Annotated in this window: 10 protein-coding genes and 2 pseudogenes; 3 read left to right on the top strand and 9 right to left on the bottom strand. The window is 65.5% G+C overall.

The features are described 5' to 3' along the window. Positions 1-263: 263 nt before the first annotated feature. Together ACYVF6_RS04465 and ACYVF6_RS04460 are read left to right on the top strand one after the other, a co-directional pair. On the top strand, positions 264-2,144 hold the full coding sequence (locus ACYVF6_RS04465) for a RiPP maturation radical SAM C-methyltransferase (protein WP_460515997.1): 1,881 nt from the start codon (positions 264-266) through the stop codon (positions 2,142-2,144). Beyond that, positions 2,141-2,653: a DUF5825 family protein gene (locus ACYVF6_RS04460; protein WP_460515996.1), complete on the top strand. Its 513-nt coding sequence runs from the start codon at positions 2,141-2,143 to the stop codon at positions 2,651-2,653. The genes ACYVF6_RS04465 and ACYVF6_RS04460 overlap by 4 nt, the downstream gene beginning before the upstream one ends. Positions 2,654-2,669: 16 nt before the next feature. On the opposite strand, the gene ACYVF6_RS04455 is transcribed toward ACYVF6_RS04460, so the two are convergent. From ACYVF6_RS04455 to ACYVF6_RS04440, 4 genes and pseudogenes are all read right to left on the bottom strand, one after another. Beyond that, positions 2,670-3,953, bottom strand: coding sequence for an MFS transporter (locus tag ACYVF6_RS04455; protein WP_460515995.1), 1,284 nt, complete (start codon positions 3,951-3,953; stop codon positions 2,670-2,672). A 373-nt stretch (positions 3,954-4,326) separates the two neighbouring features. After that, a pseudogene (locus ACYVF6_RS04450) lies at positions 4,327-4,604 on the bottom strand (helix-turn-helix domain-containing protein); the annotation flags it as partial. An 831-nt stretch (positions 4,605-5,435) separates the two neighbouring features. After that, positions 5,436-6,596, bottom strand: coding sequence for a hypothetical protein (locus ACYVF6_RS04445; RefSeq protein ID WP_460515993.1), 1,161 nt, complete (start codon positions 6,594-6,596; stop codon positions 5,436-5,438). Further along, a complete protein-coding gene (locus ACYVF6_RS04440) occupies positions 6,593-7,159 on the bottom strand; it encodes an RNA polymerase sigma factor (RefSeq protein ID WP_460515991.1) in 567 nt (188 codons plus the stop codon). The genes ACYVF6_RS04445 and ACYVF6_RS04440 overlap by 4 nt, the downstream gene beginning before the upstream one ends. Positions 7,160-7,397: 238 nt before the next feature. Between ACYVF6_RS04440 and ACYVF6_RS04435 the strand changes: the two genes are divergently transcribed. After that, a complete protein-coding gene (locus ACYVF6_RS04435; protein WP_460515989.1) occupies positions 7,398-10,631 on the top strand; it encodes a S8 family peptidase in 3,234 nt (1,077 codons plus the stop codon). A 518-nt stretch (positions 10,632-11,149) separates the two neighbouring features. Here ACYVF6_RS04435 and ACYVF6_RS04430 read toward each other — a convergent pair. The 5 genes and pseudogenes from ACYVF6_RS04430 to ACYVF6_RS04410 all read right to left on the bottom strand — a co-directional run bounded on the left by ACYVF6_RS04430 (position 11,150) and on the right by ACYVF6_RS04410 (position 15,524). After that, positions 11,150-11,377 (bottom strand): hypothetical protein, encoded by a 228-nt coding sequence (locus ACYVF6_RS04430; RefSeq protein WP_460515988.1) that lies wholly within the window; start codon positions 11,375-11,377, stop codon positions 11,150-11,152. 365 nt (positions 11,378-11,742) lie between these two features. Then, a pseudogene (locus tag ACYVF6_RS04425) lies at positions 11,743-12,637 on the bottom strand (IS3 family transposase); the annotation flags it as partial. Continuing rightward, a complete protein-coding gene (locus tag ACYVF6_RS04420) occupies positions 12,612-12,944 on the bottom strand; it encodes a hypothetical protein (RefSeq protein WP_460515986.1) in 333 nt (110 codons plus the stop codon). The pseudogene ACYVF6_RS04425 and the gene ACYVF6_RS04420, both read right to left, overlap by 26 nt. 235 nt (positions 12,945-13,179) lie before the next feature. After that, positions 13,180-14,628, bottom strand: a complete 1,449-nt coding sequence (locus ACYVF6_RS04415; protein WP_460515984.1) for a serine hydrolase domain-containing protein — start codon at positions 14,626-14,628, stop codon at positions 13,180-13,182. Between the two features lie 464 nt (positions 14,629-15,092). Then, positions 15,093-15,524, bottom strand: coding sequence for a nitroreductase/quinone reductase family protein (locus tag ACYVF6_RS04410; RefSeq protein WP_460515982.1), 432 nt, complete (start codon positions 15,522-15,524; stop codon positions 15,093-15,095). Positions 15,525-15,539: the final 15 nt, after the last annotated feature.

Raw genomic sequence — 15,539 nt, 5'->3', positions numbered from 1 at the left:
GCAACTCATGCTAATCTGCGAAAGCGTAGTTTCTCCCGTGGGCCAGTCGCGGAACGGAGGTGACACATGGCCAAGGGGATCAGGAAATCCGTTGTCAGGAACACCAAGAAGCGTGCGGCCGTCGGCATCTTCTTCGGAAAGTCCCAGAATTCCAAGGCTGGGTAAACGCGAGCACTTCCGCGTTCACAGCATTGTGTCGGCGTCGGGTCTGTCGGCGCGCTCGTCGGCAGGCTCTTCGCCTACTCCTTCGTTTGGAGGAACACATGCGATTGTCGCTGGTCGCGATGCCCTGGCAAGCGCTTTATCGCCCGTCGTTGCAGGTTGGGCTGCTGCACAGCCTGGTTGCACGGGAGTGCCCCGATATCGAGGTTGTGGAGTTCCACGGAAACCTGCGGTGGGCCGAGCGGTTGGCCACCGAACTTCCTGTTGGGGATCTCGTCAGCGACTATCTCACGATCTCTGAGAACGGCATCTTCCAAGGGCTTGGAGAACTCCTTTTCTCGGCCAGCCTGTACGGCGAGGAAGGTCGCTGCCGCGACGAGGTGCGCGAGATAGCCCGGCAGTTCGACGTCGATGTCCGTACGGTCCTGACCATGCATGCGATGGCCGACGGCTTCGTAGCCGAGGCCGCGGCGGAGATTCTCGCCACTGAGCCCCACGTGGTGGGCTTCACCAGTACCTTCATGCAGAACGTTCCGAGCCTCGCCCTCGCCCGCGTGCTCAAACACGCACGGCCGGACGTCACGGTCGTCTTCGGCGGTGCGAACTGCGATGGCCCGATGGGTCATGCGCTTCACCGCAACCATCGGTTCGTCGACTATGTGGTGCGGGGTGAGGCCGAACGCGTCTTTCCTGACCTGCTACGGCGAATCGAAGCCGGCGAGGCTGTCGATGACGTGCCCGGGCTGTGCTGGTGGAGCCCCGACCACAGCTCGACCGCCAATGCCGCGATCACGGATACCGTGCCGCCGGCAATGATCCCGATGCCTGACTACCAGCACTGGCAGGACACGTTGGAGAGCTCACCGGTCCGCGAGTACGTAAGGCCGGAACTCGTCGTCGAGGGCTCACGCGGTTGTTGGTGGGGCGAGAAACACCACTGCACGTTCTGCGGGCTCAACGGCTCCCTCATGGCTTTCCGCTCCAAACCCGCCGAGCAGATCTGGAACGAGATCAGCACCCTCGTCCGACGCCACCAGATCCTCGACGTGTTCACCTCCGACAACATCTTCGATATGGCCTACTTCCAGACGTTGCTGCCGTTGATGACCGAAGCCGACTGGGACCTGTGCGTTCACTTCGAGATCAAGTCCAACCTTCGCCCCGAACAGCTCGGCGCGCTCGCCGACGCAGGTGTCACGATGGTCCAGCCCGGCATCGAGAACCTGAACCGGAACGTGCTGACGCTGATGGACAAGGGCGTCGACGGAACGTCCAACATACAGACGCTGCGATCCATCGAAGAACACCACATGACAGCGTTCTGGAACTACCTCTACGGCTTCCCCGGCGAGCGGGACCAGGACTATCGCAGCGTCCTCGACCAGGTGCGGGCACTGGTTCACCTGCAACCACCGTCGGGCGCCGCACGCATCGTGATGGAACGATACAGCCCACACTTCGAGAGTCCAGAGCTCGGATTCGTACGCCGGGAGCCGTTGTCGTTCTATCAGCAGGCCTACGACCTACCGCAAGAGGAGCTTTACGACCTCGCCTACTACTTCGACTGTGACCAGGCGGGCATCGGTGATGATCTCGGCGCGGAGCTGGACAAGGCGATGGAGGCATGGCAGCGGGACTACCCGTCGTCCACGCTTACCGTCGAGGACACCGACACCGCCGTGATCGTCGACGATCGGCGGCGGGGGTGGCCGGAGCGCCGTCACGTGTTCTCCGGCTGGCACGCGGAGGCCTACCGCTTCCTCGCCGGGCCCAGGACCGCGAAGGGTCTGTGTGCACGCCTGGCCGACGCGGGTTGTCAGGTCGAGTTGACAGCAGTCCGGGCCTGGCTCGAGGGTTGCCTACGCGACGGTCTCGTGTTCACCGACAGTGGACGCTGGATCGCCCTGGCGACTCGTTCCGTGCCTGCGAAGCTCGGCTACTCGCTCGGTGCCAGGCCGGATCTCCGGGAGGTGTCGGCATGACGTCGACCATGACCGGTCCCGCGATCGGAGCCGTCGGAGACCCTGTGGTGCTGGGAACGGACGCGGGGCAGACGCTTGCGGCCATCCGGCAGCTGCGCGATGCGCTCACGGCGGGAGTTGTGCCGACCTGGTACGGAGAGCTCGATCGGCGCGTTCCGTTTGATCTCGTCTGCCACCTCCCGCCACCCGAAGGCCGCGGCGCGGTCCACGATCGGTGGCGCTCGGGGTTCCGGCCGGGCCTGTGCTACTTTCGGCGAGGGCCTGGTTTCCTGCGAGTTCGCGACGCACGGGACCGTGAGACGACGGTCGATCTGGTCATCGATGACGACGACCTGATCGGCACTTTCACCCGCTGCCTGCTGCCGACTTCGCTCACCCGGCTGACGCCGGCCGAGCGGGCCGCTGTCAACACCCTGATCGAGGAACGACTCATGCTCGAACTCGACGGGAAAGTCGTCACGCTGCCGCATCGGATGAGACGATGGCCGGTGCCCGCCATCGAAGTCTGACCGCGCTCGTGCGGCTTCACCTCCTCCGCGAGCGGCCGTCGCCGGGGAGCGGCACGTGGCGGGGGGTCTTCCGGCCGGTGGCCGGGCGGCTGCGCTCGCCGTACACGAACACGCTGACGAGCAAGGTGCCTACCGACCCGACGGCCGCACACACGGCGATTGCGATCGAGGGAGACATCGCCTCGGCCAGTCCGCCGGCGAGCAGCACACCCAGTCCCTGCGCGGTCTGATGCCCTGCCGAAACGAATCCGATCGCCCGGCCTCGTACCGCGTCGGGCACCCGCTGCGTGAACGATACCTGCGCGAGCAGCATGTACGTGGTCACTACGCCGGAGGCCACCCACAACGCCACAGTCACCGGTACCGACGGCGTGGTCACCGTGGCCAGCAGGGGCAGCCCGGTGGCGACAGCCAGCGGCGCGGTCAGCCGTTGCCTCGTGCCTGGCGGGATCCGGGTCACCAGCACGTTGCCGAGCATCGTGCCGATGACGAGTGAGGCCATCAGCACACCGGCCGCGGCGTCATCGGCTCTGATCTGGTGTGCGTACGGGACGGCCAGCGCCTCCGGCGCCAGGTACAGGCCGTACAGCCAGATCAGCGACGCGAGCCCAAGCAGCCGACGGTCCCGGAGAACGAGCCTGAGGCCCGCCAGGAGGAACTCGCGGCCACCCGCGCGCTGAGTGCCGGCCGGTACGCCGGTCGCGGGCGTGGGACGGTGCGGCCGGATGCCCCATCGCACCATCGCCGCCGACAGTGCGAACGTGGCCGCGTTCGCCAGGAGCAGGAGATGAGGGCTGCCGGCGATGGCGATGGCGGCTCCGCCGGCGGTGAACCCGACAACCTGTGCGAGGTTGTCGGTCGCCTGGATGATGCCCATGCCGACAGCGAACCGGTCGCCGGTGAGGACGTTGGGCAGCGTGGCGTTGCGGGCGGCGGAGAACAACGGTTGCGGGCAGGTCGCGGCGACCACCAGCCCGGCCACCACAGGAAGTGGCAATGCCGGGATCGCCATCGCGGCGACCAACGCGGCGCGTACCAGATCGACCACCACCATGACGTTGCGGCGGGAGTATCGGTCGGCCAGCCCGGCCAGCAGAGGTGCGGTCAGTAGAGGCGGCAGCAGGCTCAGCGCGTACACCAACGCAGTGAGCGCCGCCGAGGACGTCCGATCGAAGACCAGCAGCGCCAATGCGATCCTTGCGACCTGGTCACCGAGCCTGGACTGGGTTTCGGCGAGCCACAACATGCGGAACTCGCCGACTGAAAAGACGTCGCGGAACTCAGCGGCCCGTTGTCCCATGCGCCCTCCCGTCGCCGACTCAGATTGCCCTCATCGGTCCCAGACCGGTCGCCGCTGCTCCGAGATCTCTGCTGGATCGTTGATCTCAGTACCACCGGCGGGACGTCCACGCGTTCATCTGCCACAGTCCTTCGAGACGTAGGAGTAGCTCGGAGGTATTTCAGTGCAGGGAGCCCAAGGTAGCCACCGCTTCCTACCTTCATCCAGACATAAATGCGACGATTCGCAGAACGTCGTGCTGATGGCGGGTGATCGCGAAATTCGGCGGGTCAACGTCAACGTCCAAGGCGGACGTTACTTCGCCCGGAATAGAAGGTCCCGAGCGTCACCGAGAGTGCGGCGAGAACGCGGATGACCTGCCGGCGGTGGCCATCTCCAGCGCCAGGTACGGGCCGAGATGGTCCACTACCCTGCCGGCGGCCGATTTGGAGATGCCGAACAGCAACGCGGCCTGCCGCAGGGTCAGGTTGGTCCGGTAGTAGACCGCGGTCAGCAGCACCCGATCCGGTAGCGACAACCCCAGCGTCGGCCCACACCGGTCTGCTCAGCCCCGCGGCGCCGCACGATCCCCACCAGCTTGCGGAACTGCCGCACCGACAAGCCCGTGAACACCGGGATCCACCCCTCCAGCTCAACCGACAGCACAGCCACCCGAGCATGATCAACAACCAGCCGCTACGCGCCAAGGCGCCACGCCGACACCGGCAGACCTCATTGCGGGACAACCTTTAGGCATGTCCAGGTACTGGCGGACGAGAGAATCGCGAGGATGTACTGGGGCTAACGTAACGGCGACAGGATCGATTTTGCGACTACGCCGTACCTTCCCTTCGTAGGCGGCCCTGACGGTGGCGCCTATTCAACTGTTACCGACATGGCTCGGTTCGCTCATGCCCTGTGGTCCGGCAAGCTCCTGCGTCCGGTGCACGTCGAGGTGATGGCGAGAGCGGAAGCACCCGCTCTCGCCAGCCGACCTACGAGAACCGAGCGAGGCGGAGAACCTGTCATACGGCTACGGCCACATCGCCACAATCTTCGACGGTGAGCGGGTGGCCGGCCACTCAGGTGGCGGCCCGGGAGTGGCGACGAACATCGACTACTTCGCGGACTCAGCTTGGTTAGCTGTGGTGTTGGCCAACTACGATACGTCAATCGAGCCTATCGTCACGAGAACACAACGGTTGGTCACAAACGGCCGTTAGTCGTCGTTGCCTTCAAGGCGTGTGGCGTTGGTGTCGCCACGGGTCTTGAGGGTCAAGCCCTTTGACTGTCACGACAGCCACGGAGCTCAAGCACCCGAGGAGCGGCTACGCATCCCTGCGAGCACGGGCCGGAGACTCGGTCGACAACACGGTCGAGCCGGCCGTATCCGCGCCTTGGCCACTCGACCTAGCTTCCAAACAGGGAGCCAGAGAGGTCGAAAGGCATGGTTTCCTTGGGCGGTCGACGCCTCTGCCGTCCAGGTCCTGCGTTGTCGGTGGATCAGGGACGGTCCCCGATGACGGGGACGTAGGCGATGTGAAGCAGTGTCGACTCGCTTACCTCCGTGCCGACTGGTAGGTCGGCCAGTGAACCACTTTCTGTCTTCTCCTGCTTGGAGAGCAGGGTCCGTTCGTGAATGATGAGTCCCGTCTCGCGGTCGATTACGGAAGCCTCGGCAGCAGGATGTCCTTGGTGGCCGATGGCTAGACCGGTCCGGCTGCCTATGGTTCGGCTGCCGTAAACCACGATGCTTTGCACCTCGGCGAGTAGGTCTATTACGGCGGCGCGGACGGGTTGTGGTGTGGGGACGAACTTGAGGAGCCCGAGCAGGATCGCGCCGTAGCGTTCGTCTCGCATGTCGTCCCAGTTCACCAGCCGGTTGTATGTGTCGCTGGGGCTCCAGTTGTAGTTGTGGAAACGGTCGAGCTCTGGTGTGTCGTCGATCAGCGCCTTCAACGCCGCCGGGTCGGATGGCAGGTCGCGGACGAAGGGTGCGGTCGCGTTGCTGAATGTGGCCGGGTCGTCGTCGAGAGTGTCGTTCGGATATGTCCAGCCGCATTCGGCGCGGGCGCAGATCGGCGAGGGGGTCGAATCATCCGGGTCGATGCCTTCGGGGGGAAGGTAGAGCTGGCGACGTCGTTGCGGCGTCAGCCGCGTGGCCCGGTCGGCGTCTCCCGGGGTGAGGTACTCGAAAGTAGACCTCTCCATTCCGTATGGTTTGTACGGTTTAGGCGGCAGCGGATGCCACGACTCGACTGTCCGGAAGCTCCGGTAACGGACGGACTGCCGGATCTGCCACTGCGCCGGGTCCAGCGGAGGTTCGGCGAGGTAGGCAGTTTCGATCGATACGTAGCGTTGTTGTGCGTAGAGCACGTCGGCTTCGGGCGGCGGGGCAGCAGCCACTTGCCGAGCGAGCGCACGCAAGGTCGCGGCGGACGCGGACTCCTGTCTGGTCACCAGGCTCGGTCCGACCGCGGCAGCGACCGCGGACGCCGCGATTCCGCCCAGCAGCAGCCGCCGAGACACCGGTCGAACGGGTGCCTTTCGGCCCTTCAGGCGGGTGTTGCGTGCGGCGGTGAGGGCAGCCGCGACCTCCAGCTCGGTAACCAGCTCGGTGTTCGGTGCCGGATCGGCGGCGCGCAACCGTTCGATCACGTTCATTTGTGGGCTCCCTGTGGGTCTGAGGTCGGGGTGGCGGACTCGGTGGTGGTCAACGTCGCCCCTGGTTCACCGAGCAGGCGGGCCAGCTTGCGTCGGGCGCGATGCAGTCGTGTCCGCGCCGCGATCTGTGTGCAGGCCAGCACGTCGGCGATCTGCGCTGACGTCAGCTCCTCCCAGGCCGCCAGCCGAAGTACCTCCTGATCGGGGGGAGAGAGCCTGGCGAGCGCGGCCCGCACCTCGGCGCCCTCCACGGCGGTCTCCTCCGGGCTCGGCATGTGCTCATCCGGCAACGCGGCGATCCGACCGAACAGGCGCGCCTGCCGATGCCGGTGGCGTAGGTGCATGCTGACGTGAAACCAGGCGGTCCGCAGCAGCCAGAACCTGGGCGGGTCCGGTAGCCGCTTGCGGTGTTTCCAGGCTGCGGCGAACACCTCGGCAACTATGTCGTCGACATCGTCAGGTTCCACGCGCCGCCGTATGTACTGGCGAATCGGTCCCAGTTCGGCCCGTACGATCGCAGCGAATCTGCCGGTTTCGTCGTCGCCCAGGTCTGGCTCCCTCATACCTAGAAAGAATCCACCACCCTGTCGAACGTGACACCGATCCGCTGCACGTTTCTCCGCGCCAGGTAACGCCTGCACCTCAACTGGATTCTCCCCAGGTATGAGACTGTTCGGAAGAACCACAGCCGTATTGATCGCCGCGGCCGTCGTGCTAGGCGGTATCCAGTCCGCCGACTGGGCCGACCGGCAGGCCGCAACTGGGTCGGGCCGGCCAGGCCCGTCGGGCAAGCCGGCTCGAGTGGTCACGTTGCTCACTGGTGACACCGTGACCGTGACCGGCGATGGGCGGGATGTGGTGGTAGAGCCCGGAGCGGGGCGCGACGACATTCGATTCCTGAACCGAAGCCAAGGCACACACCTGTACGTGATCCCATCCGACGCCGACGAGTTCGTGGCTGAAGGGATGTTGGATCGGAGGCTGTTCGACGTCACGGGCCTGGTCAAGTTCAGGTACGACGACACCAGCCAGCGCGACGTCCCGCTGCTCCTGACCTACAACAACAAGGCCGATCGCGCCGCCACCCGAGCGGGTCTGGCCGACGCCGGCCAAACGACCAGGAGCCTGTCCTCGATCGGCGGCGATGTTGTGACGCTGGCGAAAGGCGAAGCCGGCAAGAGCTGGGCGGCGCTGCGGTCCGCGATGGACGGCAACAAAGTCGAGAAGATATGGCTGGACGGGCGACGGAAGGTGTTGCTGGACGACAGCGTCCCGCAGATCGGAGCGCCGCAGGCATGGGGCGCGGGATACACCGGCAAGGGCAGCCAGGTTGCCGTGCTGGACACCGGTATCGATGCCGAGCACCCGGACCTGGCCGACGCGGTGGTCGCGGCCGAGGACTTCACCGGCAGCCCGACCGGCACCCGCGACGCCTACGGCCATGGAACCCATGTGGCATCGATCATCACTGGCAGCGGAACAGCGTCAGGCGGACGGTATAAAGGGGTGGCGCCAGACGCAGAGCTCCTCGTGGGCAAGGTGCTCGGCGACGACGGATTCGGCTCCGAGTCCGACATCATCGCCGGCATGGAATGGGCCGCCAAGACCAAGCAAGCCGACGTGGTCAACATGAGCTTCGGGGGCTTTGACGAGCCCGAGGTGGATCCCATCGAGCAGGCGGTCAACGATCTGACCGCGCAGACCGGCACCCTGTTCGTTGTCGCGGCCGGCAACGACGGGCCGGGCCTTGAGTCGATCAACTCGCCAGGGAGCGCCGCCGCCGCGCTGACGGTGGGCGCGGTCACCAAGCAGGACCAGGTGTGGGAACGTTCCAGCCGCGGCCCGACAGCATCCCATGCGTTGAAGCCGGATCTGACCGCACCGGGTGCGGACATCGTTGCCGCGCGGGCACAGGGCACGGAGCTCGGCGACCCGGTTGGCGAGCACTACGTGACCGCATCGGGCACGTCGATGGCGACACCACACGTGGCCGGCGCGGCCGCGCTGCTGGCTGGCCAGCATCCCGGCTGGACGGCGCGGGAGTTGAAGGCGGCACTGGTGGCCTCGGCCAAGCCGAACCCAACGCTGAACGCGTACGACCAAGGCACCGGCCGGGTCGACCTCACTACGGCGATAACGCAGACAGTTGTCAGCGACCCGACGAGCCTGTCCTTTGGTCTCCAGCGATGGCCGCACAGCGACGACGCACTCGTCAATAAAGGATTGACGTACCGTAACCTCGGTGATGCTCAGGTCGAGCTTGACCTGAAGGCCGAACTGACCACCGCAAACGGCGAACCGGCACCAGACGGAGCGATCGAACTCTCCGCCGACACCGTGACCATCCCAGCCGGGGAGACCGCGACCGTCACGGTTACCTCCAACACCAACCACGACGGCCCAGACGGACGCTATGTCGGGCAGATCACCGCCACCACCGGCCAACAGGATCCCAGCCGGCAGGAGCGCGCGCAGACCGTGGCCACACCGATCGCCGTCGAGCGAGAAGTCGAAAGCTACGACCTCACCCTGCGGACCATCGGGCCGGACGGCAAGCAAGCGCCCGGGCTCGGCCATGTCCTCAATCTGCGCGGCTTCCAGTACGGAGAGGCGAACCTGTACGACGAGGACGGCCAAGCTACAGCACGGCTCCCCAAGGGCGCCTATCTCCTCGAGGATCGAGTCGAGGGGGAGAACTCGTACCTGATGGTCCAGCCAACGGTCCGGCTCGACAAGGATGTCACCATAACCGCCGAGGCCCGGACAACCAAGCCGATCTCCACCACCGTGCAACACTCAGGTGCGACACCTCTCCTGGTGGCCGTCGGCTACCACCGAGACATCGGCGGGCCGGACGATCCCGGATATCAGGCGTCGATCGTCGACGACAGCTTCGACCACATCTTCACCGCCCAGATCGGGCCGCGCGGTCCGGTAAAGGGGATGACCGGCTCTGTGGCCTCCCAGTGGGCCGAGGCGGGACCGGATGGCCAGTTCAACAACAGTCCCTACACCTACTCGCTGTTGGATACTGTGCCAGGTAGGTTCTTCACCGGCTACCACCGCGATGTGTCCGACAGCGACCTCGCGGTTCTGAAGGCCAGTTACCATCCCCAGAAGCCCGGCCAGAAAGCGGAGCTTCTCCAGTTCGGGCTGCCGCCGGGATTCTTCTTCGCCGACAGTATCGGCTTCGAGTACGACCTGCCTGCCAACGCCACCCACTATGTGGAAGGCAGCGACATCAGCTGGCAACAGTGGCTCCAGCTGTCGGGAGATAAGCCTGGGCCAACCTACAGACTCCAGTCTCAGTACCAGCGTTACCCCACGGGCAAGACCATCGAGCAGCGGTGGAACGCCGCGGTGTTCACCCCCGCTTGGACGCCGCCGGGGGAGGACGTGTACTTCTACTACGCAGAACGCATCGGTGACCGGATAGCGGTCGCGCTTCCGATGTACTCCGACGCGGACGGCCACATCGACAGCAGATTCTCAGAACTGGAGCAGGCGACGACGACGCTGGCTAGGAACGGCGAGGTCGTAGCCGGTTCCGAGTACGCCACCTACGTCGACGCCAAGGTGTCGCCAGGCAATGCGGAGTACCGACTTGAGAGCGCTGCCGACCGATCGAGCGTGTCGGACTTCTCCACCAAGACCGTAGCGTCGTGGACATTCCGCTCCGACACCGCAGACAGCGACGGCGTGGTCCTGCCGATCTGGGCGGTACGATTCGCGCCCGACGTGGACGAACGCAACGTCAACCACGATGCCGGCAAGGTCACCCGCCTTCCCGTAACGTTCCAGGCACCACCAGGTGCGGAGACCGGACTGATCACCAAAGCGAAGCTCGAAGTGTCCACGAACGACGGCAACACCTGGACCGCCGCCGAACTCAGACCGGGCGACAACAACAGCTACCTCGCCAACTTCGTCACACCCTCAAAAGCCAAGTACGTCTCGCTACGCGGGACAGCGACAGACTCGAAAGGCAACACCATACGCTTGGAAGTCATCCGCGCCTACCAACTGGCGAACTGACACCGTGACGCCCAAACCTCGATGACGAAGGGCTGCCTGTCCACACTGGACAGGCAGCCGCTACTCGAAGTCGCCGAGGCCGCGCCTTTTCCGGTGATGGTGTGGGCGCGGATCTGCACGTGGTCCCCGCCGGCGGCACGCGCCACAATCGCACGTACGTGTTGCTAGGCCGGTGCGGCCAGCCCGTTGTACCGCGACGAACACCTCCCGCGCGCATTCGCGCGGCCAGCCGGGCGGCAGGAGCTCGACCGGTAGCAGGGGTCGAGCACAGGGAAGCGGCGGTAGGTGTCCATCTCCTCCTTACACAGTCGTACCGCCGCGAGGCCGGAGACGCTGCCTGCGGTTAGGCGTGGCGCCAGCCTCGAGTTCCAGATGCCGCGCACGGAACACGCTCATCGTGTCGATGGCCGCCCTCTCGCCGCGCAGTGGCTCCGATGGGCGCAGCCTTCGGGTCGGTGGGGACCTCGGTGAAAGCGGTCGTGCCCACGATCTACGGTGTGGGGAGCCACCCCCGCGGCTCAACGGCAAGGTCTGTGAAGACTCCGGTCGTGGCCAAGCCGCCATGTCAACAGCTCGCGGGCTTCGTCGAGTGTGAGCAGATCGAGCAGCAAGGGTAAGGCTGCATCGGCGCTGATCAGCCCGGTGAGCAGGTTTCGGCTGGTCACGACCGCGAGGCAGCCGGGCGTTCCGGGAAGCAGCGGCCGAACCTGCTCCTCGTCGCGAGCGTTGTTCAGCACCACCAGCATTCGCCTGCCCGCAAGCAGACTGAGGTAAGGCCGGACCGCCCGTCCAGTTTGGCCGTATCCGCTTTCCTGGTACGCCAAGGGCACCCAGGAACACACGCAGCGCTTCACCGGGCGGCGTGGGACGGCCAAAGGGTGGAACCTTCCATACGTTCGCGTCGTACGCCTTGTATTTCAAGCCGTGTGTTGTGTAGGAGAGCTCAGCAGCGACTCCCGGAGCATCAGGAGCCATGGCGAAACAAGGACTTGCGATTGGGCGTGGGACTCGGGCGGGGCGAACGCCGGTTCCTGATGCTTCAGCGTCAGGAGACCGACGTACGAGAGCACGTGCAGGAGGGGTCTGCTGCACGAGTAGGTGACAGCGTTTGTCAGGCGGCGAGTGCGGCCTGAGTGGTGTTGATTGTCTCGTATTCGATGAGGGTTTGTCGTCCGAGGCGTGTTTGGCGGCGTCGGTGGTGGTAGGTGCGTTCGATCCAGGTGATGACTGCGAGGCGTAGCTGGTGGCGGGTGGTCCAACGTTGTTGGTCCAGGACGTTGTTTTGTTGTAGGGCGAAGAAGCTTTCCATGGCGGCGTTGTCGCCGGCGGAGGTGACTTGCCTCATGGACCCGGCCAGGTCATGGCGAGCCGACTCTCGCAGGAACTTCCGGGACCGGAACTGCGGCCCGCGGTCGGAGTGGACCGTGCGGCCGGCGACGTCACCGCCGCGGCGGGCAATGGCTGAGGTCAGCGCGTCGACAGCCAGGCGGGACTTCATCTGGTCGCTGATCGAGTACCCCACGATCGGCGTTGGAGCACACGTCTTTGACCGGGCACTTGACCGGGCGCAGGTAGAGCGTGCCCTCACCGGTGGGGTGCTCGGTGATGTCGGTGAGCCACAGCTTGTTCGGCCGGTCAGCGGTCAAGACCCGGCACACGAGGTCGTCGTGAGCCGGCGGTCCGGGTCGCTTGCCGTTCTTGCCGAACACGCTCCACCAACTGTTCGCGGCGCAGATCCGCCACATCGTCTGGTCGCGGGCGAGGTGACCGGCGTCGCGGGCCTCATCGCCCAGCAGCCGGTAACCGAACTCCGGGTCGTCGCGGTGGGCGTCGAACAACGCGTTGGCCAGATACGCTCGCTCCAGGTCGCGGGCCGTGACGGGCTCGGCCAGCCACCGGTCGTAGGGCTGGCGGGCGTGCCTTGGGGACCCCGCAGGTCACCGCGACGGGCACCCCGTCAGCGGCCTACGACAGGCAAGGTCACGGACCAGCGGGTAGATCAATTTCCCGGCAGCTGCGCTTGAGCGAAGTACACATCCGCGCGGCACAGGTCCGATGCCCAGGTCGGCAACTCGGCGAGCTGGTTGCCTCGCAGGTCGAGCTGCCGCAACCGTGAGAGGTCGGCCAGGCCGGCGGCAGCGCGGTGAGGGCGTTCTCACGCAGGTCCAGGTGGCGCAGCTCGTCGGGCAGCCACGTGAGGTGGTTGTGGCAGAGGTCCAGCGTTGTCAGCTGCCGCAGCCGCGCGATCTGGGTCGGGAGTTCGGTGAGCCTGTTGGTTCGGACGGAACCTAGGGGTGCGTTCAACGACGGCACCGGCGTCGACTACGTGACCTGGCGTAGGTCTGGAACGTCCGCGCCACCGGGCCGCCCGCTGCTCGTCGACGGCGACGGTGCTGCTCTCGTTGCCTTTGTGCGTCGCGGGTACAAGGATGTTGATGTAACCCAGTGGCGCTTTGATGGGTGTCCCACCGTTGAGGCCTTGGTTTTCGGGCCTTTGGAGACTATCGGTGCCCGCGCTGGGCCTTTCTCAGCGGCGGGATGACCTACCTCAGGTGTTTCGACGTTGGCGAATGAGCCAGTGAATTCGGGTCACCAGTACGGCAGCAGCACCGATCGCCAATATGTTCAGGAGCACCGCGGTGGACGGGCCGACGACAAACAGTTGATGCCAGTTGATGTCCCAGCCCAATCGGCTCATCAGGGTCGGGAAGAGCGCGGCGAGCACGGCGGTGACGACGTACGGCGCCAGCCGCACCGGAACCGCCCAGAGGTGACGTACGCGGCTGGCCCATCGACGTGCCCGCAGCACGACGATGACATTCGCAGCGATGACCAACCCGGCCAACGCGGTCATGACCAGCTCGGTCCACAGCCGGTATGGCCGACCCGGTTCCGGACTCCCGTTCCGGAGCGTTGCGGTCAGGCCTTCGACAAGGCCGAGGGTGTCATCGGCGAACGCTGGCCGGCTGTTGGACAGCACGACAATCCCGTACTTCTCCTTGGACAGTAAGGCCTGTTGTGAGCAGTACGTCCACGCGGTGCCGCCGTGGTAGATCTTGGTGCCACCACTGGGATCCGGCTCGGCGAACCATCCGAGCCCGTACTCGCCGCCAGGCGCCGACGGCTGATGGGTGAGGCCGATGCCGGCCGCAGACAGCACCCGTTGTCCGGACGGTCCGACGCCGCCTGAATTCTGGGCGATCAACCAGTTCGCCATGTCGGCCGCCGTACTGACGACTCCGCCAGCGCCGGCGGCGAATTCGGGGATCTCCCGATGTGACACCGGAAAACCGAACAGCTGGTTGTAGCCTAATCGCTGGCCGCCGGACTGATCCGTGCTCACCGTCATGGCCGTCGTAGCTCCCATCCCCAATGGCGCGAAGATCCGCCGGTTCAGATATTCGTCGAATTTCTCGCCGGCGACGACCTCCACCATGCGGGCCGCCACCCAGTAGTTGGCGTTGTGGTAGGACCAAACGGCACCGGGCGGTGCGTCCAGTCGCGCGGCGGTCAGCTGTCGTACGGCTTCGCGGAGTGAACCTGCGACGGGCAGATCCGCGGTCGGAAAGCTCACCGTCGACAGTCCGGAGCTCTGATCCAGCAGTTGCCGAACAGTAATGCGGTTTGCGCGCGGGTCAGCCATCCGGAATTCCGGCAGGTAGGTCCGTACCGGCCGGTCGAGCTGGACGCGGCCGGCTTCTACCAGCTGCATCACCGCCAACGCCGTGAACGACTTGCTGACCGAGGCGACCGGCATGCGCGTACGACCGTCGACGGCGGCTCCGTCCGAATCCTGCCCGGAACCACCGACGTACAAGATCGATCGGCCCTGGGTCACCGCGACCGTGACCGCGGGCATCCCGGTCGCCTTCCGGTAGTTGTCGACGTAGCTGGCGATGGCATCGCTGACAGCGTGGTCTCCAGCAGCCGCCGAGGCCTTCGACGTGATCCCCGGAACGCCGGAGACCAAGAAAACGCCGGTCATCGCCAGAACCACCAGCCCGATTCTTCGCCACACAGTCGACATGCGACGAACGTTAGTGTCCTGGCCCGCCGCACTCCATCCAGGAATCCACACGAAACACTGCGGAAAACCACAGTGTCCTCGCCTGCGTAGGCGTCGCCGAACACGCGGTGACTCACAGGACACGGCCTAAATGCAGGTTTTCCACGGATGCGAGGTGCGTAGCGCAGGGATACCGCCCACACCGGAGACCTTCGACGACTTCGCCGCTCTCGTCGAGAGGAACAGGGCATGGCGTATGCGATCGACGACGACACCGCCATCAAGGCGACCGACGGGGCCGTCGAGATCGTCTCCGAGGGGTACTGGAGGCTCTTCCCCTCCTAGGTCCGTCCTGGCCGACGCCAACGGTTCCGCTCCACCGAAACTCGCGACCATCGACAGTGACGCGGGCAGCGGGCGGCGGGCTGGCCTCTGAGACGCCGCCGGGACGGATGTCAGTCCGGGGCGGGGACGCCTTCGAGGATGATTACGGGGAAGACGCGGTTGGTGTTGTGTTCGTAGGCGGTGGTGCCGTCGGAGACTGTGCGGTAGAGGCGGTCGCGTTCGTCGCCGGTGGTGATGATGGCGCGGGCTTGGTAGGAGTTGTCGCCGAGTTCGACTGTGACGGTTGGGTTGGTTCGCAGGTTGTGGTACCAGGCTGGATGTTTGGGGGCGCCTGCTTTTGAGCCGATCACGAAGACGCGGCCGTTGTTGTCGACGGCGTAGCCGAGTGGCACGGTTGTGTGGCGTCGTGTGCGTGCTCCGGTCGTGGTCAGTAGGAGGATGGGGAAGGGTGGGTGGCTGACGGTGCCGTGGTTGGCGCGGAACTGGTTGATGACGCCTTGGTTGTAGGTCTGGAACTCCTCATCGGTTGGCACGGTTGGCATGGTTGGCATGGTTGG

It is taken from the genome of Flindersiella endophytica (genome assembly GCF_054779015.1).
The sequence above is the reverse complement of the archived record's forward strand: the minus strand, read 5'-3'. Positions and strand labels throughout refer to the sequence as shown.

Coding starts and splice junctions, on each gene's coding strand:
- ACYVF6_RS04460 (WP_460515996.1), top strand. CDS start 2,141: ATGACGTCGACCATGACCGGTCCCGCGATCGGAGCCGTCGGAGACCCT.
- ACYVF6_RS04410 (WP_460515982.1), bottom strand. CDS start 15,524: ATGCCAACCGTGCCAACCGATGAGGAGTTCCAGACCTACAACCAAGGC.
- ACYVF6_RS04445 (WP_460515993.1), bottom strand. CDS start 6,596: ATGAACGTGATCGAACGGTTGCGCGCCGCCGATCCGGCACCGAACACC.
- ACYVF6_RS04430 (WP_460515988.1), bottom strand. CDS start 11,377: ATGCTGGTGGTGCTGAACAACGCTCGCGACGAGGAGCAGGTTCGGCCG.
- ACYVF6_RS04440 (WP_460515991.1), bottom strand. CDS start 7,159: ATGAGGGAGCCAGACCTGGGCGACGACGAAACCGGCAGATTCGCTGCG.
- ACYVF6_RS04465 (WP_460515997.1), top strand. CDS start 264: ATGCGATTGTCGCTGGTCGCGATGCCCTGGCAAGCGCTTTATCGCCCG.
- ACYVF6_RS04455 (WP_460515995.1), bottom strand. CDS start 3,953: ATGGGACAACGGGCCGCTGAGTTCCGCGACGTCTTTTCAGTCGGCGAG.